Below are 20,548 nucleotides of genomic sequence, written 5' to 3' on the forward strand. Positions count from 1 at the left end.
TGATTAAACCTTAAATGAAGGAAGGTAGGAGCCATCTCGTTGGCGTTGAAAGTCAAACTCGTAAAAGACGCATGTCCCCAGAAAATCGGTGTGCTGGCCAAGATAAAAATTAACGGCATTTGGCGCAGCGCTGAAAATATGCAAGCTTGCCTCAACCGGTAAATCTGCATACGTGACGGCATCGGATATCTGTTCGGCAAGCGCTACGGCATGTGAACCGTTTTTCACAGATCGTTGCCCGTACCCGTTTGCAGGGGTGACATGAATGATCCGTCCTATGTCAGGCTGATTTGCGAGTATGTAAGCGTGCGCTTTTGGCAGCGCATTTCTCGCCATGCTGAGCACTACTGCAACATCGCTTCCGGTTCCGACAGTCTCGATCTCGATAACCGCAGCAGGTTCGTTGTGGGGTTCGTATTCAGACCAGATAGAATCACCCGATCTCCCTTTCTGGACCAGTTCGATTTCTACGCCTGACTTGTGACCAAGACATTTGCCGGCAAGCATTGCAAGGGAGCTGTGGGTATTCAGATACAGCCGAACTTTACGCTCCGTCTGCCTGATACCTGTGAGGAAGTTTTCTACCTGGGGCTTAATAACATCATTCCACTCAATGCCTGGGGAGGGAAATCTACCTTCGAAGAGAGAAAGCAGGGAGAGTGTGTGTTCCGGAAGCGCATCCATGATGTCCAGTGGCCCATCGCTGAAAGAGCGTAGCGCAACATTTCTGAAGCTTTCAGGTGCTTCCGATCTGATCCAGTTCTCTTCCTCGCAAAGGACTGTGAATTGCTCTCGGGTAAAGCGATAACGTTCCTGACTGCGTAAGGCACGCGCAGCGCCATCGAAACGGAAGTCCGAACTTGTTTCGCAGGTTATCAAACCAATGATCTGGAAGCAGGTATTAACTTTTTCACGCATCGCTTCAAGCGTGGGCTGTGACTGCTGAATGTGAAAACCAGAAAGCACCTGCTCCAGCTCTTGGTCTGTGGAAAGCTTAAGATGTTGGCGCCAGAGCTTGCGAACCTTTCCCTTACGGCTCCTGTCGGTCGTGCCATCAAACAACTTATCGAGTCGTATTGAGCCATCCACATTGCTGATTATTTCACCAAGCGGGTCCTCATCGATAATTCGATCTGTCGTGACAAGATGAAAAGCAGAGTTGGCAGGCTCAATTCCTTTTGCCTGTTTTAGCCTTTCAAGGATCGAGAAGGTTTCAGCACCAATGAATGCAGGGTCAATCAGGTCCGCGAATCCGAAGCTAGCGGCTTGTGTAACGTGAAACTTGATTTGATAGTAATCGGCCTGAATCCGATCGGGCCCGGTGCTGCGGCGGGGGGGATTATAACGCGTAATCACGTCATCAAAGGCTTTAGGGCCATCGGCTTCATAGGAAACTTCTACGACGAAATCTTGTTGGGGATTTTTAAGCCGGGATGCCTCAATCCAGAAATACCGAGCCTGATAATCATGACCGTGCCAGTTAGCCAATACAGAAGTCGCCATGAGATTTCTCCTAAATAACAGTAATATTTTGAAGCTATCACGTCAGAGGATACTGTTCAAGAAGACAGTGTTTATTGCAGGTTCTGGAATTCATTAACGACTCATTTGTATTTAAATAATTGATATTAATATTAAATAAAAGGTTGTAAAAAATAATATCAATCAGACTTCAGTTAAACTGAAGAACAAAATTTATTTAATTTCCATACGATCCCTGAAAAAGAGCATTTAACTGCAGACTTCTGCAGAATGATCAACTATTGAACAAAATGACATTGATCAAAGGTGTGATTATTGACTATGTATTCAAGACATAAGAGTCATCACAGTCATCATACCTAGTGCCCCCTTCGGCTCCGCGGGTCTTCAGCCCTACTGCGCTTACCGGCAGGCCGGTAAATTTCACCGAACTGCTTGAGTAGGCATTTCGCGCCTGCGGCTGAGGTCCGATGGCGTCTAGGTAAAGCCCGTTTCCGGAGCCTTATCTCGTTGATTCACTGCCGATGAGTTGAAGAAACAGCCGGAATATCATGAAACTTTTTTACGAAGCCATCTTGATAAACCACTGTCCAGAATGAGTCCTGCTAACTTGTCCGGGCCGATTAACGTGATGCCTTCGGCTTTGATATTTTCGGATAACGGTCCGCTGTGCCAGATAAAAAACATCCGTTCATAGGCACTGGTTTCTCTGAACCGTTTTGCGTAATCGCTGAATGCATGTGCGTCCGCATATGATTTAATCTGAACAAAAGCTTTCTCGCTGGTGGTGGGGGATTCAAGCTCAAGATCCAGCGTTTTTTGGGTTTTACCGACAATACTGGTGCGCCGCCACCCGCTGGTTGAAAAAACAAGGTCTACCAGTAGCTCGAAATCCTGCCAAGTCAGCATTTGGCACAGATTTTTTATCGCGGCCAGGTACGTTACTTCAGCCTGCTTAGCATCAGACACCGCAGGGAGATCTTCATCATTGATTTTTCTCACAACGTAATCATGTGCGCTTACGTTACAGATCGTACCCCGATACCCCTGGACCTTTAACAGGTCTCCGCTCAGGTGATCCGTGGTTAATCGCGCTCCCCCAACGCTGGTGTTTTGCCACCCCTCTATCGTTTTTCTGACCCGGCTACTATCTGCCAGTACCTCAACCGGCCCCACGGGTCGACACCAGTAAAGAAATCCCCCCCTGATGGTAATGAATAGTGTATCTTCATCTGCCGTGTAGAAAGTTTTGATCTGCCTGACGTCACTGCTGGCGCTGGCCTTATTTCCCTTCCGCTCTTTAAGCCATATCTTGTGAACGTCTTCCCATCGGTCGTCAACGCAAAGATTGTCCGGGGTTTTATGATAACCAAACCGAAGCGTGCCCTCCGACAGGCACTGCTGCTCCCATTCACCTGCCTCACCAAGTTTGATGAACTGAACTGTTGCGGGGCTGATTTTTTCCATAATTTTTCGGGGGTATAAGGTATTTGCTGTTATAAAACACGAGATATTCTGGTATTTCAACGCAAACAGGTCATCTGACGTGAGAGGGCTATGCAGACAACTACAATTGTGTCATTGGAAATGGCTTCGATCTCAGGCATAACATCCCTGACCTGCTCCCGGCAAACTAACATAGCACGATGTAAGCAAGTTCCGCTTCTGGCCCTGAGCTGACTGTCAGACCTGATTGGAATCAGAGTCGCAAGGGTGGCAGAATAAGAACGAGTTAGTACAAATTAATTGAGCTCTAATATCCACCCATCAAGCTTATCCGCCCAGTCCTGCATCATCACTTTACGCTCATCAAGGTAAGTCGCATGATTGTACGTACGGCGTACATTATTTGTATCAGCATGGGCCAATTGCGCTTCAATAGCATCAGGTCGGTATCCCATTTCATTCAAGCGTGTGCTGCCAGTGGTTCTTGTTGCATGCGGGCTGTATGTACCACTCCAGTCAAGGCTCTTGAGAAGCTGACGCAACGAGTGCGATGTCATAGGGCCGCGTGGGTTATCTCGTCCCGGAAATAGGTGCTGCCGATGTCCTGTCAAACCATGGAGGGTTCTGAGCATTTTAATGGCTTGAGAGGGAAGGGGAATAAGATGTTCTCTGCGGGCTTTCATTCGCGTTGCGGGAATGGTCCACAATGCTTTATCAAGATCGAATTCAGACCATTCCGCTTCAGTGACTTCGGTTGGTCTTGCCAGCGTCCACCACATCAGCCACATGCAATAGTTAACCTGATATGTACCTCGGCTGTTATCAAAACTTATCAGCAGTTTCCCGATTTGTTGTTGATTTAAGGCTTGCTTGTGCTGTGTCTTATTTGCTGGAAGTGCTTTACGAACAGGCCAGACGGGATCGCTATCTGCCCTAAGAGTCGCTACAGCTAACTCAAAGACAGATGAGATTGTGCGTCGGGCTTCAGCAGCAACGGTCGGTGCACCACGCTTTGCTGTTTCTTGTAGTATTTTTAAAATATGATGTGGGGTTATCTCTCTGATCGGGAGTTTACCAATTGCCGGGAATACAACACGTTCCAGCATATCAAGGCGACGTGTTTTGGTGATTTCTGCCCAATCTTTCATCTGCAACCACTCTTTAGCGATAAGCTCAAAGGTGTTGGATGCGTCGTTGACCTTACGGATCTTTTCTAACTGACGAGCTTGTGTCGGGCTAACTCCATCTGCGACTTGCTTACGTGCTTGCTCGCATTTCTCTCGCGCTTCGGCGAGTTTTACCGCTGGATACTCGCCCAACGCAAACATGCTGGATTTACCGTTGAGTTTAAACCGATAGCGCCATGCTTTTTTGCCATTGGGTTTCACTTCGAGATAGAGACCGTTGAAGTCATTGAGCCGATAGAGTTTTTCTTTCGGCTTGGCCGTGCGGCATTGCGTATCAGTGAGCATAGCGAGTCCTTGACTATTTACTATACCGCTATTGTACTCACCTAAAATAAAGATGGAAACTGATTGTACTCATGCCTGTACTCATTTTTAGCTGCGTTGTAGCGAGATTGTATGAGACGTCATGAAAACAAAAATCCACGCAAATGCGTGGATTTTATGGGGTTTGTTATTCTTCATGAGATGCAGTGAGATCTCATGAGACAATAGAAGCTATTTAGACGTTGAACAGGAAGTTCATAACATCGCCATCTTTCACGATGTAGTCTTTGCCTTCTGCACGCATCTTGCCTGCTTCTTTCGCGCCTTGCTCACCTTTGTAGGTGATGAAGTCTTCGTACGCGATGGTCTGAGCACGGATGAAGCCTTTTTCGAAGTCAGTGTGGATTTTACCTGCGGCTTGTGGAGCGGTTGCACCAACAGGGATAGTCCATGCACGAACTTCTTTCACGCCAGCGGTGAAGTAAGTTTGCAGGTTCAGCAGCTCGTAACCCGCGCGGATTACGCGGTTCAGACCTGGTTCTTCCAGGCCCATTTCTGCCATGAATTCATCACGGTCAGCATCGTCGAGTTCAGCAATGTCAGACTCAACAGCGGCACACACTGCAACAACCACAGAACCTTCGGCAGCAGCGATTTCACGCACTTTGTCGAGGTATGGGTTGTTTTCGTAACCGTCTTCGTTGACGTTCGCGATGTACATTGTTGGTTTCAGCGTCAGGAAGCTCAGGTATTTGATTGCGGCTTTGTCTTCTTCAGTCAGAGGAAGGGCACGCAGCATACCGGCGTTCTCAAGCTGTGGCAGGCATTTTTCCAGTGCAGCCAGTTCAGCTTTTGCGTCTTTATCGCCGCCTTTAGCTTTCTTCTGCACACGGTGAATTGCACGCTCACACGTATCCAGATCCGAAAGTGCCAGTTCAGTGTTGATGACGTCGATGTCATCAGCTGGATCGACTTTGTTGTTCACGTGGATAATGTTGTCGTTTTCAAAACAACGTACAACGTGGCCGATAGCTTCGGTTTCACGGATGTTGGTCAGGAACTGGTTACCCAGACCTTCACCTTTGGACGCACCTTTTACCAGACCGGCGATATCCACGAATTCCATGGTGGTAGGCAGAATACGCTGTGGTTTAACGATTTCGGCTAATTTATCCAGACGAGGGTCCGGCATTGGTACCACACCAGTGTTCGGCTCAATGGTACAGAACGGGAAGTTTGCAGCTTCGATTCCCGCTTTGGTGAGCGCGTTGAACAGGGTTGATTTACCAACGTTCGGCAAGCCGACGATACCGCATTTGAATCCCATGGTTTAATTCACCTTAATTACTTGATATTCAATGAGTTGTTGATGCCTCATTGATAAAATGATCATAACTTTCCCCATTATACACGCAAAAGGCATATAACGGGCGCAGAAATCCAGGTTTGCTGCCGCTCAGGTGCTATTGCGCCTTAAAGGTATGCAGACGGTTGGTCGCTTTGGTCAAACCCTCTTTTAGCCAGACTTCGGTGCAGCGTGCCGCTTCGTCTACCGCATCATCAATGAGCTTTTGCTCGCTCAGCGGCGGTTTACCCAGCACGAAACCGACAACTTTGTTTTTATCGCCTGGATGGCCGATTCCAATGCGTAAGCGGTGAAAGTTAGGGTTATTGCCCAATTTGCTGATGATATCTTTCAGGCCATTATGGCCGCCATGGCCGCCGCCGAGTTTAAATTTTGCGACACCTGGCGGGAGATCTAACTCATCATGGGCGACCAGAATTTCATCGGGTGCGATGCGGAAGAATGTCGCCATCGCGCCGACCGCTTTACCGCTAAGGTTCATAAACGTGGTTGGCACTAACAGGCGAACATCTTCTCCGGCAAGGTTTATGCGCGCCGTGTAGCCGAAGAATTTACTTTCTTCTTTAAGCGACTGGTTATGGCGCTGGGCCAGCAAATCCACATACCAGGCGCCTGCGTTATGGCGGGTTGCCGCATATTCCGCACCTGGGTTTGCCAGGCCAACTATTAATTTAATACTCACGTTTAATATCCTGAAAACAGACCAGAGCCGCGTAGTTTACTGTGCTCCCGGCACGATGACAAAGTCACATTGCTGCAACCATTGAATTACTGAATAGTTCATTATGAAAACCATTAGAATTTGATGCTATTCAGCGAGTTATTTGTAAATATTTGTAGACCTTTCATTCGTAATTGTGATCGCCCACGCACATAATTCGGAGCGGTGTTGTCTATACTTTACACACAAGGAATGGGGATTTTCCCCGCCGACCCAGGAACACCCAGAGGTGACATATGAAACGCAAAAACGCTTCGTTACTCGGCAACATTTTCATGGGGTTGGGGCTTGTCGTTATGGTAGGTGGTGTTGGTTATTCCATTTTAAACCAACTCCCTCAATTCAACTTCCCGCAATATTTCGCTCATGGTGCCGTATTGAGCATTTTCGTTGGCGCAGTGCTTTGGCTGGCCGGCGCGCGCGTTGGTGGACACGAACAAGTGGGCGACCGTTACTGGTGGATCCGCCACTTTGATAAACGTTGCCGTCGTAATGATAGCCATCGCCACAGTTAATACTTTTCGTACTAAACATTAGTAGGAAATAAGTGTAAAAACGGTTCTGTTCAGGAACCGTTTTTTTGGGCAAAAAATGACTACGCAGCCAGTGCTGACTGAACATCCGGGAAGAAAGCCAGACGACCAGCAATCGGCTGAACACCTCCGCGAGCCAGCGTTTTTAGCGGCTGAAACTCCAGGTTAGTCACTCGCAACTCGCAACCCTCCGGCATTTTTTCTACAAAACGCACAAACGCATCAAGCCCACCGGCATCCAGAACGGGCACGGCATCCCATTGCAGAATAATCAGGTGGTTTTGTTCTACACGTTGGGCAAGGTCATTAAACAAACCTTCAGCGGCGGCAAAAAACAGTGGCCCGGTCACGCGCAATGCCAGTACGCCTTCAGGTGTGGGGATGTTCACCGGCGCAAGGCGAGTCATGCGCGCGATACGGCGCATAAACAGCAACGATGCCAGCACGATCCCGACGCTTATCGCTATGACCATGTCGAAAAGTACGGTCAGTGACATGCAGATAAGCATCACAATGATGTCGTCTTTTGGCGCACGGCGCAGCAGGCTTACCACTTTATGCGCCTCGCTCATATTCCACGCCACCATCAGCAGCAGGGCCGCCATGGCCGAAAGCGGCAACCACGAGAGCAGCGGTGCCAGCACCAGCAGCGCCATAATCACCAGTAATGCGTGAATCACAGCCGCCATCGGTGAGGTTGCGCCAGCACGCACGTTGGCCGCTGAACGAGCAATAGCCGCCGTGGCGGTAATCCCACCAAAGAATGGCGCAATAATATTGCCCAGCCCCTGGCCAATCAGTTCGCTGTTGGCGTTGTGTTTGGTGCCAGTCATGCCGTCTAACACGACAGCGCACAGCAGCGATTCGATCGCGCCAAGCATCGCCATCGAAAATGCTGCGGGAAGCAGGGCGCTTAAGGAATCCCAGCTTAGCGTGAAGTTAGAATCAGGAATGTTCCACGGCAGCATGAGTTGCGGCAACAATTGTGGAATGCCGTTGCCCTGAGTGCCATCTGCCAACACGTAATGGAAGCGTGAGCCGATGGTTGCCACATCGAAACCTGCCGCATGAACCATGGCCATCGTCGCGCAACCGGCCAGCAGTGCCGGTAAATGGCCGGGTAAACGAATACCCAGACGCGGCCAGAGAATCAACACGCCGAGTGTCACAACGCCAATTGCCGCATCACCAGGATTAATTGTCGGCATTGCCATAGCCAGTGCTGCCACTTTATCCAGATAGTGTTCCGGTACATGTGCCAGCGTCAGGCCAAAGAAATCTTTCACCTGCATAGTCGCGATGGTAATCCCGATCCCGGAGGTAAAACCGAGCGTCACGGAAAGGGGGATGTATTCAATCAGGCGGCCAAATCGCGCCAGACCAAACAGTATGAGAAACACGCCAGACATCAAGGTGGCGATAAGCAAACCGGCAAGACCGAACTGCTGAGCGACAGGGTAGAGGATAACCACGAATGCGGCGGTCGGCCCGGAAACACTAAAGCGTGAACCCCCGCTTAACGCGATAACAATCCCGGCGATAGCAGATGTATAAAGGCCGTACTGTGGCGCCACACCGCTGGCGATAGCTAACGCCATCGCCAGGGGAATGGCAATAATCCCGACGGTGATGCCGGCAATAATGTCGCGGCTAAAACGGGAAAGCGTGTATTTCTCGCGCCAACAAGCGTCTACCAGAGCGCGAAAAGGTAATACAGAAGAAGATACGTTTTTCACTTTGATTCCATCCGTGAGCGCATCATCTGTCATTAAGGCAGGTGAAGGAGGCTAAACTTAATTACATGCTGCTGACTGAGTGCCGTAGCGACCTTGCTACAGCGACCTGGTGGCTTTGCGTTCTACAAAAAGAAAAAACCCGCCGTAGCGGGTTTTTTTAAGCGAGTTCGATTAGTGCTCGAACATCGCAGAGATTGATTCTTCATTACTGATACGGCGAATTGCTTCAGCCAGCATACCGGACAGCGTCAGGGTGCGGACATTTGGCAGTGCTTTGATTTCATCAGACAATGGAATGGTGTCACAAACAATAACTTCGTCGATTACGGAGTTACGCAGGTTGTGAACCGCATTGCCAGAGAAGATCGGGTGAGTTGCGTAAGCGAACACACGTTTAGCACCACGCTCTTTCAGCGCTTCAGCTGCTTTACACAGAGTACCGCCGGTATCGATCATATCGTCTACCAGTACGCAATCACGGCCAGAAACATCACCGATGATATGCATAACCTGAGAAACGTTAGCGCGAGGACGACGTTTGTCGATGATAGCCATGTCGGTATCGTTGAGCAGTTTTGCGATAGCACGAGCACGCACAACGCCACCGATATCCGGAGAAACCACGATTGGGTTTTCCAGGCCGATTTGCAGCATATCTTCCAGCAGGATTGGGCTACCGAAGACGTTATCTACAGGAACATCGAAGAAGCCCTGAATCTGTTCTGCGTGCAAGTCCACGGTAAGAACACGGTCAACCCCAACACTTGAGAGGAAGTCAGCAACCACTTTCGCGGTGATTGGCACACGGGCGGAACGCACACGGCGGTCCTGACGAGCATAACCAAAGTAAGGGATAACAGCGGTGATACGACCTGCAGAAGCACGGCGCAGGGCGTCTACCATTACAACCAATTCCATTAAGTTGTCATTGGTTGGTGCACAGGTGGACTGGATGATGAAAATATCACCACCGCGTACATTTTCGTTGATTTGTACGCTTACTTCTCCGTCGCTAAAACGACCGACGGCGGCGTCACCAAGGGAGGTGTACAGGCGGTTGGCAATACGTTGTGCTAGTTCCGGGGTGGCGTTACCAGCAAAAAGCTTCATATCAGGCACGAGAAAAACCTCAGGCATGCGTCCAGTGGCGGATGGTACTACCGCAGCTTATGCGGGCGGGGTAGCGCCATCCAGGCGGTGTATAAAGAGCTTGATGCAACGTCTGAAACAAGGTGACGTTGTCACCAATACTCAGCTTGCCCGGATATGGCCTGATGCAGCGGGGAGACATTAACGCCTCGCGCAACAAACCCATGCAGCCATTCCGGGGCTTGCTTAAGCACCTGGCGGGCAGCGTTCTCGGTGTCAAATTCAGCAAACACACAAGCGCCGGTGCCGGTCAGGCGCGACGGCGCGTATTCTAACAGCCAGGAAAGCAGCTCATCAACCTTACGAAAACGTTTTCTTGCGATAACCTCACAATCATTACCAAATTCACAGTTTAATAACGTGTCAATTGATCTAACCGGGGTATTTCTTGGAAGCTCTGGATCTTTAAAAATGACCGGTGTCGGGATGCTGACACCCGGATGGGCAACCAGGTACCATTTTTCAGCCGGGGAGACGGGCGTAAGTTTCTCACCAACCCCTTCTGCAAAGGCGGCAAATCCTCTGACGAAAACAGGTACATCTGCACCGAGGGTGACACCAAGTGCCGCCAGCTGATCTTCAGTCAGGCCGGTGTTCCAGATATGGTTGAGCGCCACCAGAACGGTTGCCGCGTTTGACGAACCCCCACCCAAACCGCCGCCCATTGGTAGCTGTTTTTCAACGCTGATGTCGGCTCCAGCGCCCTGGGGTAATGAGCCCATCAGCAACGCCGTGTCTTGCAATAATCGGGCGGCGCGGACAATTAAATTCTCTTCATCCGGCACCCCTTCGATAGACGTAGCTAAGCAAATCTGGCCGTCATTTCTGGGCTCGATAATGATGGTGTCGCCATAATCGAGGAACTGAAATAAAGTTTGTAAATTATGATAGCCATCTTCGCGACGGCCAGTGATATACAAAAAAAGGTTCAGTTTTGCCGGTGATGGCCAACGCTTTCTCATTATTTAACCGTCCAGCTATCCATTTTGAGTTTGATTCGCTGTGTGCCTTCGCGCAATTCCATGTTTGATGGCAGGGCAGGTTGCACACTGTCGTCATAATCACTGTAAACCACTTTCCAGGTTTTGCCGTCCTGGGTGTAGTTGATTTCGCTCAGGCGATATTGGTTATCAATTTTATAGTCAGTGGCTTCACCCGGCAGGCCGAGGATCCACTGGCGCAGGCTGTTAAGCGGGATCGGCATTCCCGTCAGCTTACCCACCATCTCTTCGGCATTATCAGAAACGTATTTTTTGCCATTGCGGTCAGTCAGTTGCACCGTGCCAGGTTGCGCGTTCAATTCCAGCTCAGTACTTCCTAAAGGATTCGTTAGCAGCAGACGATAACGGTCTGGCGCGGTTTGTTGCCAGTTATAACGCGCATATACCTTCTGGCTATCGGAGAGATAAGCAAAAGCACCACGCGTCTGATATTGGGTGATTTTTTGCACTTGCTGCTGGTGTTGTAACCATTGTGGAGAATCAGGACTTTTGCCTGGTCCCGTTGACTGAGGAGTCACACAAGCAGTCAAAACAAGGCTTGCCAGTGGCGCAAGGCACAGCAGACGGGGTTTCGTCATAAACATAGTGGCGGCGGATCCTTCTCATTAATTTTAGTTGTTAACTGTTTATGCTAGCGGTGGCAGGCAAGGTCGTCTACGGTCAAGTTGTCTTAAATCATTAATTGCGATGATACCTCACAAGGGGTGGCTCCCTTTTATTGACTGCGCGCATCCTGTATGATGCGCCGAGTTAATCCTTATCAACATCGGTATTACTCACAACCGCTCAATGACCCTTTTAGCACTTGGCATCAACCACAAAACAGCTCCAGTCTCGTTGCGAGAACGTGTTACGTTTTCGCCGGATACGCTCGGCCAGGCGTTGAACAGCCTGCTTGAACAGCCGATGGTGCAGGGTGGAGTCGTGTTGTCGACGTGCAACCGCACTGAGCTTTACCTGAGTGTTGAAGAGCAGGAAAACCTGCATGAACAACTGGTGCGCTGGCTGTGTAATTACCACAACCTCAATGAAGAGGAAGTGCGTAAAAGCCTCTACTGGCACCATGACAACGAAGCCGTCACGCATTTAATGCGCGTCGCCAGCGGCCTTGATTCGTTGGTTCTTGGCGAGCCTCAAATTCTCGGACAGGTTAAAAAAGCCTTTGCCGACTCCCAAAAAGGGCACTCGCTTTCCAGTGAACTGGAGCGGATGTTCCAGAAGTCCTTCTCTGTTGCCAAGCGTGTACGAACCGAAACCGAAATTGGCGCAAGCGCTGTATCTGTCGCGTTTGCGGCCTGTACCCTGGCCCGGCAAATATTTGAGTCCTTATCGACCGTGACGGTGCTACTGGTCGGTGCCGGTGAAACAATCGAACTGGCGGCGCGCCATTTGCGGGAACATAACGTTCAGAAAATGATTATCGCCAACCGTACGCGTGAGCGCGCACAAGTCCTTGCTGACGAAGTTGGCGCAGAAGTCATCAGTCTCAGCGACATCGACTCACGTTTGCAGGAAGCGGACATTATTATCAGCTCAACCGCGAGTCCCTTGCCGATTATTGGCAAAGGTATGGTGGAACGTGCCCTGAAAGCCCGCCGTAACCAACCGCTTTTACTGGTCGATATCGCGGTACCTCGCGATGTAGAACCCGAAGTCGGTAAACTGCCAAACGCCTATCTCTACAGCGTGGACGACCTGCAAGCGATTATCCAAAGCAACCTGGCGCAGCGCAAAGCTGCCGCGGTTGAAGCGGAAACCATTGTCGCGCAGGAATGCAGTGAATTTATGGCGTGGTTGCGCGCACAAAGTGCCACGGAAACCATCCGCGAATATCGCAGTCAGGCTGAACTCGTTCGTGATGAGCTGGCTGCAAAGGCATTGAGCGCACTCCAGCAGGGTGCCAATGCCGAAACCGTTCTTCAGGATCTGGCGTGGAAGTTAACCAACCGCTTGATCCACGCACCAACCAAATCTCTTCAGCAGGCTGCCCGTGACGGGGATGACGAACGCCTGCAGATTCTGCGTAACAGCCTCGGGCTGGATTAGCAAATAAACTCTTATTACAAGGTGAAACACCGCCCATGAAGTCTTCTATCGTTGCCAAACTAGAAGCCCTGCAAGAGCGCCATGAAGAAGTTCAGGCTCTGCTTGGTGATGCTGCCACAATTGCCGACCAGGACCGTTTCCGTGCGCTGTCGCGTGAATATGCTCAGTTGAGTGATGTTTCACGCTGTTTCCTGCAATGGCGCCAGGTTCAGGAAGATATTGAAACCGCACAAAGCATGCTTGATGACCCGGAAATGCGTGAAATGGCGCAAGAAGAATTAAACCAGGCGAAAAGCGACAGCGAAGAATTAGAACAGCAGCTGCAAGTATTGTTGCTGCCAAAAGACCCCGATGACGAACGCAATGCGTTTGTGGAAGTTCGTGCCGGTACGGGTGGCGATGAAGCGGCCATTTTTGCTGGTGACTTGTTCCGTATGTACAGCCGTTACGCTGAATCGCGTCGCTGGAAAGTCGAAATCCTGAGCGCCAATGACGGCGAACACGGCGGCTACAAAGAAGTGATCGCAAAAATCAGTGGTGATGGCGTTTACGGTCGCCTGAAATTTGAGTCCGGCGGCCATCGTGTTCAGCGTGTTCCAGCTACCGAATCTCAGGGGCGTATTCACACCTCCGCATGTACCGTTGCGGTCATGCCGGAAATTCCTGAAGCGGAACTGCCAGATATCAACCCGGGCGATTTGCGTATTGATACCTTCCGCTCATCGGGCGCGGGCGGCCAGCACGTTAACACCACCGACTCTGCAATTCGTATTACCCACTTGCCGACTGGTATCGTGGTTGAGTGCCAGGACGAGCGTTCGCAGCATAAAAACAAAGCCAAAGCGTTGTCGGTATTGGGCTCACGTATTCGTGCTGCAGAAATGGCTAAACGCCAGCAGGAAGAGGCTTCAACGCGTCGTAACCTGCTGGGCAGTGGTGACCGTTCAGACCGTAACCGTACTTATAACTTCCCACAAGGCCGCGTAACCGATCACCGCATCAACGTGACGCTGTATCGCCTGGACGAAGTGATGGAAGGCAAACTCGACGCGCTTATCGAGCCAATCGTGCAGGAGTATCAGGCAGACCAGTTAGCTGCGCTGTCTGAGCAGGATTAATGGATTTTAAGCACTGGTTACAGCAGGCAATAGCCCAGCTTCAGGAAAGTGAAAGTCCGCGTCGTGACGCGGAAATCCTGCTGGGCTTTGTCACTGAAAAGGCGCGTACCTTCATTCTGGCATTCGGTGAAACCGAACTGACAGCACAACAACAGCAACAGCTTGATGTTTTGCTGGCTCGAAGAGTGAAGGGCGAGCCGGTTGCGCACCTGGTCGGTGAACGTGAGTTTTGGTCGCTGCCACTGCGCGTATCCCCCGTCACACTTATCCCGCGCCCGGATACCGAATGCCTTGTTGAACAAGCCCTCGCAAGAATGCCTGCATCAGCATGTTCAGTGCTGGACTTAGGCACGGGCACCGGGGCGGTTGCTTTAGCCATTGCCAGCGAACGCCCGGATTGCGACGTTACCGCGCTTGACCTGATCCCGGAAGCGGTAGAGCTTGCGCGCGATAATGCGAGCCGCCTCGGAATAACCAATGTTAAGGTCTTGCAAAGTAACTGGTTTAGTGGGCTCAATACAGAACGTTTTGCGGTGATTGTCAGCAACCCGCCTTACATCGACGGGGAAGACCCGCACCTTTCGCAAGGTGATGTGCGTTTTGAACCACGCAGTGCGCTGGTGGCAGATAACCAGGGTTTAGCCGATTTACTCGTTCTGGTGGAGTCATCGCGAAACTTCCTGGAACCGGGCGGTTGGTTGCTGCTTGAACACGGCTGGCTTCAGGCGGCACAAGTTCGCGAGTTGTTTACGCAAGCCGGATATACCGAGATACAAAGCTGTCAGGATTACGGTGGTAATGACCGCCTGACACTAGGACGCTTTCTTTAAAAATAAAGGGAAATAAGGAATCTAGCTTTATGGCAACTTACTTTGCGCTCAAGCATTTGCATATTCTGACAGTCTTCATTTCCGTGAGCTTGTTCGTTTTACGCTACTGGTGGCAATACCGTGATTCAGCCATGTCCAACAAGCGCTGGGTGCGCATTGTTCCGCATGTGAATGATACCGTGTTGCTGGTCACTGGCGCTGCTCTTGTGATGATTACGCATTTCTATCCCTTCACGCCACAAGGCGCATGGCTGACTGAGAAGCTATTTGGCGTTATTATCTATATCGTTTTAGGGTTTATCGTGCTGGGCAAGCGCCCGCGCAGTCAGCAAGTTCGGTGTTTTACCTTTCTGCTGGCGCTGGTGGTGCTTTACATCATCATTAAACTCGCCACTACAAAAATACCATTACTGGGGTAAGTCATGAGGTCGTTAGCCGATTTCGAATTCAATCAGGCGCCGTTGTGCGAGGGCATGATTTTAGTCTCGCAGTTGATCCGTGATGATTTCCCGGCAGAAGATGTACGAGCACAACTGGAAAGCCTGGCGAGCCTGGCGCGTGAAGAGATCTGCGAAGGTCAACACCAGGATGTGCAGCTCGAAAAGTTAATCGAACTGTTCTACGGAGCCTGGGGGTTTAAAGACTCCAGCGGTGTTTACCGCCTGTCTGATGCTTTGTGGCTCGATAATGTGCTGACTAAACGCCAGGGCAGTGCGGTGTCGCTGGGCGCTATTTTGTTGTGGATAGCTGAGCGCCTGGATATCCCATTAACGCCGGTCATTTTCCCGACGCAGCTGATTTTACGCGGCGACTGGATGGACGGTGAAATGTGGCTCATCAACCCATTCAACGGTGACACGCTCAATGAGCACACGCTGGAAGTGTGGTTAAAGGGCAATGTCGGGCCGACCGCAGAGCTGTTCGATGAAGATTTAGATGAAGCAGATAACGCGGAAGTGGTGCGTAAATTACTCGACACCATGAAATCCGCGCTGATGGAAGAGCGTCAGATGGAGCTGGCACTGCGTACCAGCGAGGCTCTGCTTCAGTTTAACCCGGAAGATCCTTATGAAATCCGCGACCGTGGCTTGATATATGCTCAGCTCGATTGCGAACATGTGGCACTCATCGATCTCAGCTACTTTGTTGAGCAGTGCCCGGAAGACCCGATAAGCGAGATGATCAAAGCGCAAATTAACTCTATTTCGCAAAAACAGATCATCTTGCACTGATGCTAAATTTTTAAATATTTCCCAACAAGGCGAGATAAAGATGGAACAAAAAGTAGTTAAGATTGGTGACATCAAGGTCGCAAACGACCTGCCGTTTGTGTTGTTTGGCGGCATGAACGTGCTGGAATCACGCGATCTGGCGATGCGTATTTGTGAGCATTATGTCACTGTGACCCAGAAACTGGGCATCCCTTACGTGTTCAAAGCGTCTTTCGATAAAGCCAACCGTTCCTCCATCAACTCCTATCGTGGCCCAGGCCTTGAAGAAGGGATGAAGATTTTCCAGGAACTGAAGCAAACCTTCGGCGTGAAAATCATCACTGACGTTCATGAAGCAAGCCAGGCACAGCCTGTTGCGGAAGTGGTTGATGTGATTCAGCTGCCTGCTTTCCTCGCCCGCCAGACCGATCTGGTTGAAGCGATGGCGAAAACTGGCGCAGTCATCAACGTCAAAAAACCACAGTTCGTAAGCCCTGGCCAGATGGGTAACATCGTTGATAAATTCCACGAAGGTGGCAACGATCAAATTATCCTGTGTGACCGTGGTGCAAACTTCGGTTATGACAACCTGGTTGTCGACATGCTGGGCTTCAGCGTGATGAAACAAGTTTCTAATGGCTCACCGGTTATCTTCGACGTGACTCACGCACTGCAATGCCGCGACCCGTTTGGTGCAGCATCAGGCGGCCGTCGTGCGCAGGTTGCTGAACTGGCTCGTGCTGGGATGGCGACAGGCCTTGCCGGTCTGTTTATCGAAGCTCACCCGGACCCGGATAAAGCGCGTTGCGATGGCCCATCTGCATTGCCACTGGCGAAACTTGAACCGTTCCTCCAGCAAATCAAAGCCATTGATGACCTGGTGAAGAACTTCGAGCCGCTGGATACCAGCAAGTAAAAGTTAAAGCCCTCACCCTAACCCTCTCCCCCCAGGAGAGGGGATTAACGGTTTTCTCCCTCTCCCTGAGGGAGAGGGGTGGGGTGAGGGGCAAACGTCAGGCAAATATCGTCATCAGGTAAGCGGCAAACAGCGCGAGGTGCGCGGTGCCGTTCAGGACGTTGGTGCGCCCGGTCGAGAATGAAATCTGGCACAGCACCAATGACGTCAGCATCACCACCAACTCCGGCATCCCTAAACCAAAGGTCAGGTCATTGCCCGTCAATAGTGCAATCAGTGTCACCGCAGGAACGGTCAATGAAATGGTTGCCAGCACGGAGCCAAAGAACAGGTTCATTGCGCGCTGAACCTGGTTACTTAACACCGCTCTCAATGCCCCTAAACCTTCAGGGGAGAGGATCAACAACGCGACCAGGAAGCCGGTAAATTGCGCCGGGGCGTTCAATGTCGTGAGCAATGATTCGAGTGGCCCCGCGTTCATCTTGGTGACAGCAATAACCGCAACCAGATGCACGATAAGCCAGATGGCATGCCATGTGTTGCTGTGTGCCGACGGTTTGCCGTGATGCGGGTCGTCATCGTCGGACTCGTCTTCATGCTCGTAAACAAACAGACTCTGGTGCGTTTTCGTCTGAATCAGCAAGAATACGCCATACATTGCGGCTGAAATGGCGGCCGCCATCAGTGCCTGCCCGGTGCTAAAGTTGCCTTCAGGTAGCGCTGTGGGTAACACCAGCACAATCACCGCCAGCGGGAACAGGGCAATGAGATACTGTTTAATGCCAAAGAGGTTCATGTACTGCGTCGCGAACTTCTGGCCTCCCAACAATAATGAGAAACCAACCAGGCCGCCGGTCACAATCATGATGATGGAATAAAGTGTGTCGCGCATCAGCGTTGGAGCGGCATCACCCGTCGCCATTAATGCGGAAATTAAACTGACTTCGAGGATAACGACGGAAAGACTCAGAATCAGAGAACCATAAGGCTCGCCTAAACGGTGCGCGAGAACGTCTGCGTGACGAACGACGCTAAAGGCGCTACTTAAAATGCCCACCAGGGCCAGAATATTAATCCCTATAACCGCTGGAAAAGACTGGCTTCCTCCCCACATCACCAGTACGACCAGCGCTAATACCGGGAAAATGAGCGAACTCTCCTTATGACGGGTTTTCACCGCCTCATGTTGTGTTTTGGTCAAAATACATCTCCATCTGTGCAGGCATTAAGCTATTTATTGATTATAGTCGGACATTAAGTCCCCGTTAAAATAGCAAACAATGGGTGTTTTCCGGGAAAATTTACTCAGTTTTACCGCTTAGATAGCCATAGTATTTCTGATGAATAAAAATAGATGTTTACTGATTTTAAATAATACAAAACATCAAGATACCTTTTTCATAAATGCAATTAGCGATTTTAACTGGCAGGATCGTACCTGGTGTTTCACACTTTAGATTTACTCAACTGAGGATGGCGCGATGCCTTATAAAAGCCGAAACGACCTCCCGGAAAGCGTACAAAACGTCCTTCCTGCTCATGCCCAGGATATCTACAAAGAGGCGTTTAACAGCGCCTGGGATGAGTACAAAGACAAAGAAGATCGCCGCGATGATGCCAGCCGCGAAGAAACAGCCCATAAAGTTGCATGGGCGGCGGTGAAACACGGTTACCAAAAGGGCGACGACGACAAATGGCATAAGAAAAGCTAAACCGTACATAATGTATTGATATTCATCTTCAAACTCCGCCACACACTTCAGTATGGCAAGTTAATATGACATTTTTATTGTTTTGTGATCGCCGTCAAACTTGCCAGCGTCCCGCTAATTGCTTATGGTCAGGTATATGTTGTTTTAATATTAAGCAGCGAAATAAAAGCCCGGAAGGCAAATCTGATGTAGTCACAAGGAAGTTTGCAGTGGCGGAGGTGTATCGTGTTAACACGTGATTTCTTAATGAAAGCGGATTGTAAGACGGCTTTTGGTTCCATTGAGGAATCGTTGTTGTGGACCCCTGAGCAGCGCTCGGCCTCACTCGCCGCAACGCTCGCTTGCCGTCCCGATAGCAGTCCAGTATGGATTTTTGGCTATGGTTCCCTGATGTGGAACCCGGCATTTGAATATGAAGAGTCAGCGGCAGGTACGCTTGTCGGCTGGCATCGCGCTTTTTGCCTGCGTTTGACGGCAGGGCGCGGCACCGCGTGCCAGCCTGGGCGCATGCTTGCCCTGAAAGAGGGTGGGCGCACCACCGGGCTTGCTTACCGCTTGCCAGAAGCCATTCTTCATGACGAGCTGACGCTGGTGTGGAAGCGCGAGATGATAACCGGCTGCTATTTGCCGACGTGGTGCAAGCTTGAGCTTGATAATGGCCAGGTCGTGAATGCGCTGGTGTTTATTATGGACCCGCGACACCCGCTGTATGAAGCTGACACGCGAGCTGAGATCATCGCGCCATTGATTGCCGCCGCCAGTGGCCCGCTGGGCACCAACGCGCAGTATCTGTTTTCGCTCGAACAAGAGCTTATTAAACGTGGCATGCACGACGATTGTCTTGATGAGCTGGTGAATAAAGTCAGAGACTGGTTGCAACCGAAAGGCGACGAAGGGGATTTCCAGCCTGGCTTTGCCTGATCATTTCTGAGCCTCATCCTGTTAAGAAAGTAGCCCTCAAAACGAGGGCCGGGATGAGGTCTTTATGCTGCTACATAACTGATTGAGTGCTCAAGTGATTTGCTGTGGCTGTCAATCAACACTTTCCACGTCCCGCTGTACGGCACTGTCAAATAAGCAGACTGCTTATCTTCCACACTAAGAATATCCGCCTGTGGTTTACCCGCAGAGCTGGTGTCGCTCATCAAATGAATATGGCAATTGTTTGAACAGCGAACCACCACGGTATCACCGCCAAAAAGATGCAGACTGGCTTTCACTACTGGCATTTTTATACTCCGCTATCACATCAAAGTTAGACTTCCGCGCCGCTGGTTTTTCAGGCAATCAGTGATGTTGTTCACAAATCACACTTCATGCATAACACCAGACCCTGGTATCAGAAATGCTGACTTTGATCAAAAAATGCTGTAACGAATCAACTTTAGTGTAGATATTCCTGAAACCATTCAGCAGATGAATTTTTATGCGGAAAATCTGCTGCTGGTCATCATTTAATCTGGCATTAATTAGAACGTTAATACCTTATCGGCGCTTAACGTCCACTCGGCTAACTCGACTAACGTGCCAATTTCTACCCCATCAACCAGCGGCAGAACCGTGATGCCACGCCCGTCGGTACAGGTTTTACATAATTTCACCGGCACATTTTGTGCTGTTAAAATTTCAAGCATTTGCTGGATGTTATAGCCTTCGGCAGGTTTCTGGCCACGCAGACCTGCGGTTACCGCGTCAGACATCAAAAAAAGTTTCACCTGCGGTTGTGGCTGCTGGTCGCATAACGCAATCGCCAGGCGCAGGCTGTTAAACAAAGACTCGCTGCCGTAAGCAGCCCCGTTGGCGATAATCACAATTTTTTGCATTGCTTCT

The 20,548-nt window shown here is 50.4% G+C and carries 21 protein-coding genes; 9 read left to right on the top strand and 12 right to left on the bottom strand.

From position 1 onward, the window contains the following. Positions 1-3: 3 nt before the first annotated feature. From cap4 to pth, 5 genes are all read right to left on the bottom strand, one after another. Positions 4-1,503, bottom strand: coding sequence for a CBASS system CD-NTase-associated protein Cap4 (cap4, locus tag M975_RS06135; protein WP_064557968.1), 1,500 nt, complete (start codon positions 1,501-1,503; stop codon positions 4-6). A gap of 528 nt (positions 1,504-2,031) precedes the next feature. After that, positions 2,032-2,949: a hypothetical protein gene (locus tag M975_RS06140; protein ID WP_064557969.1), complete on the bottom strand. Its 918-nt coding sequence runs from the start codon at positions 2,947-2,949 to the stop codon at positions 2,032-2,034. A 275-nt stretch (positions 2,950-3,224) separates the two neighbouring features. After that, positions 3,225-4,400 carry a tyrosine-type recombinase/integrase gene (locus tag M975_RS06145; protein ID WP_064557970.1) on the bottom strand — a complete coding sequence of 392 codons (1,176 nt, stop codon included), beginning with the start codon at positions 4,398-4,400 and terminating at the stop codon, positions 3,225-3,227. A 214-nt stretch (positions 4,401-4,614) separates the two neighbouring features. Beyond that, positions 4,615-5,706, bottom strand: coding sequence for a redox-regulated ATPase YchF (ychF, locus tag M975_RS06150; protein WP_064557971.1), 1,092 nt, complete (start codon positions 5,704-5,706; stop codon positions 4,615-4,617). Positions 5,707-5,842: 136 nt separating this feature from the next. Further along, on the bottom strand, positions 5,843-6,427 hold the full coding sequence (gene pth / locus M975_RS06155) for an aminoacyl-tRNA hydrolase (protein ID WP_064557972.1): 585 nt from the start codon (positions 6,425-6,427) through the stop codon (positions 5,843-5,845). A gap of 275 nt (positions 6,428-6,702) precedes the next feature. On the opposite strand from pth, the gene ychH reads away from it, so the two are divergent. Then, complete coding sequence (gene ychH / locus M975_RS06160; RefSeq protein ID WP_064557973.1) at positions 6,703-6,981, top strand: stress-induced protein YchH; 279 nt, start codon at positions 6,703-6,705, stop codon at positions 6,979-6,981. A gap of 80 nt (positions 6,982-7,061) precedes the next feature. On the opposite strand, the gene dauA is transcribed toward ychH, so the two are convergent. The 4 genes from dauA to lolB all read right to left on the bottom strand — a co-directional run bounded on the left by dauA (position 7,062) and on the right by lolB (position 11,463). Continuing rightward, positions 7,062-8,768, bottom strand: coding sequence for a C4-dicarboxylic acid transporter DauA (dauA, locus tag M975_RS06165; protein WP_064557974.1), 1,707 nt, complete (start codon positions 8,766-8,768; stop codon positions 7,062-7,064). 138 nt (positions 8,769-8,906) lie between these two features. Beyond that, on the bottom strand, positions 8,907-9,854 hold the full coding sequence (gene prs, locus M975_RS06170; protein ID WP_008454180.1) for a ribose-phosphate diphosphokinase: 948 nt from the start codon (positions 9,852-9,854) through the stop codon (positions 8,907-8,909). A gap of 122 nt (positions 9,855-9,976) precedes the next feature. Beyond that, positions 9,977-10,846, bottom strand: a complete 870-nt coding sequence (ispE, locus tag M975_RS06175) for a 4-(cytidine 5'-diphospho)-2-C-methyl-D-erythritol kinase (protein WP_064557975.1) — start codon at positions 10,844-10,846, stop codon at positions 9,977-9,979. Continuing rightward, positions 10,846-11,463, bottom strand: coding sequence for a lipoprotein insertase outer membrane protein LolB (gene lolB / locus M975_RS06180; protein ID WP_064558282.1), 618 nt, complete (start codon positions 11,461-11,463; stop codon positions 10,846-10,848). Before lolB ends, ispE begins: the two co-directional genes overlap by 1 nt. Before the next feature lie 211 nt (positions 11,464-11,674). Between lolB and hemA the strand changes: the two genes are divergently transcribed. Genes hemA through kdsA form a run of 6 tightly spaced genes read left to right on the top strand, consistent with a single transcriptional unit; the run spans position 11,675 to position 17,006 of the window. Further along, complete coding sequence (gene hemA / locus M975_RS06185; RefSeq protein ID WP_064557976.1) at positions 11,675-12,931, top strand: glutamyl-tRNA reductase; 1,257 nt, start codon at positions 11,675-11,677, stop codon at positions 12,929-12,931. Between the two features lie 35 nt (positions 12,932-12,966). After that, entirely contained in the window at positions 12,967-14,049 is a 1,083-nt protein-coding gene (gene prfA / locus M975_RS06190) for a peptide chain release factor 1 (protein ID WP_064557977.1), read from the top strand. Further along, positions 14,049-14,879, top strand: a complete 831-nt coding sequence (gene prmC / locus M975_RS06195) for a peptide chain release factor N(5)-glutamine methyltransferase (protein ID WP_064557978.1) — start codon at positions 14,049-14,051, stop codon at positions 14,877-14,879. The genes prfA and prmC overlap by 1 nt, the downstream gene beginning before the upstream one ends. Positions 14,880-14,908: 29 nt before the next feature. Further along, complete coding sequence (locus M975_RS06200) at positions 14,909-15,298, top strand: SirB2 family protein (protein ID WP_064557979.1); 390 nt, start codon at positions 14,909-14,911, stop codon at positions 15,296-15,298. A gap of 3 nt (positions 15,299-15,301) precedes the next feature. Then, complete coding sequence (sirB1, locus tag M975_RS06205) at positions 15,302-16,111, top strand: invasion regulator SirB1 (RefSeq protein WP_064557980.1); 810 nt, start codon at positions 15,302-15,304, stop codon at positions 16,109-16,111. 40 nt (positions 16,112-16,151) lie between these two features. After that, positions 16,152-17,006, top strand: a complete 855-nt coding sequence (gene kdsA, locus M975_RS06210; protein WP_064557981.1) for a 3-deoxy-8-phosphooctulonate synthase — start codon at positions 16,152-16,154, stop codon at positions 17,004-17,006. Between the two features lie 97 nt (positions 17,007-17,103). Here the strand turns inward: kdsA and chaA are convergent, their stop codons facing one another. Then, positions 17,104-18,207: a sodium-potassium/proton antiporter ChaA gene (chaA, locus tag M975_RS06215; protein ID WP_064557982.1), complete on the bottom strand. Its 1,104-nt coding sequence runs from the start codon at positions 18,205-18,207 to the stop codon at positions 17,104-17,106. 280 nt (positions 18,208-18,487) lie between these two features. Between chaA and chaB the strand changes: the two genes are divergently transcribed. Together chaB and M975_RS06225 are read left to right on the top strand one after the other, a co-directional pair. Beyond that, positions 18,488-18,718, top strand: a complete 231-nt coding sequence (gene chaB, locus M975_RS06220; RefSeq protein ID WP_064557983.1) for a putative cation transport regulator ChaB — start codon at positions 18,488-18,490, stop codon at positions 18,716-18,718. A gap of 225 nt (positions 18,719-18,943) precedes the next feature. After that, entirely contained in the window at positions 18,944-19,639 is a 696-nt protein-coding gene (locus tag M975_RS06225; RefSeq protein WP_064557984.1) for a gamma-glutamylcyclotransferase, read from the top strand. 62 nt (positions 19,640-19,701) lie between these two features. On the opposite strand, the gene M975_RS06230 is transcribed toward M975_RS06225, so the two are convergent. Together M975_RS06230 and M975_RS06235 are read right to left on the bottom strand one after the other, a co-directional pair. Next, positions 19,702-19,947 (bottom strand): DUF1883 domain-containing protein, encoded by a 246-nt coding sequence (locus M975_RS06230; protein WP_064557985.1) that lies wholly within the window; start codon positions 19,945-19,947, stop codon positions 19,702-19,704. A 240-nt stretch (positions 19,948-20,187) separates the two neighbouring features. Continuing rightward, a complete protein-coding gene (locus M975_RS06235) occupies positions 20,188-20,541 on the bottom strand; it encodes a DsrE/DsrF/TusD sulfur relay family protein (RefSeq protein ID WP_064557986.1) in 354 nt (117 codons plus the stop codon). Positions 20,542-20,548: the final 7 nt, after the last annotated feature.

Source organism: Buttiauxella brennerae ATCC 51605, from assembly GCF_001654925.1.
Classification (GTDB): domain Bacteria; phylum Pseudomonadota; class Gammaproteobacteria; order Enterobacterales; family Enterobacteriaceae; genus Buttiauxella; species Buttiauxella brennerae.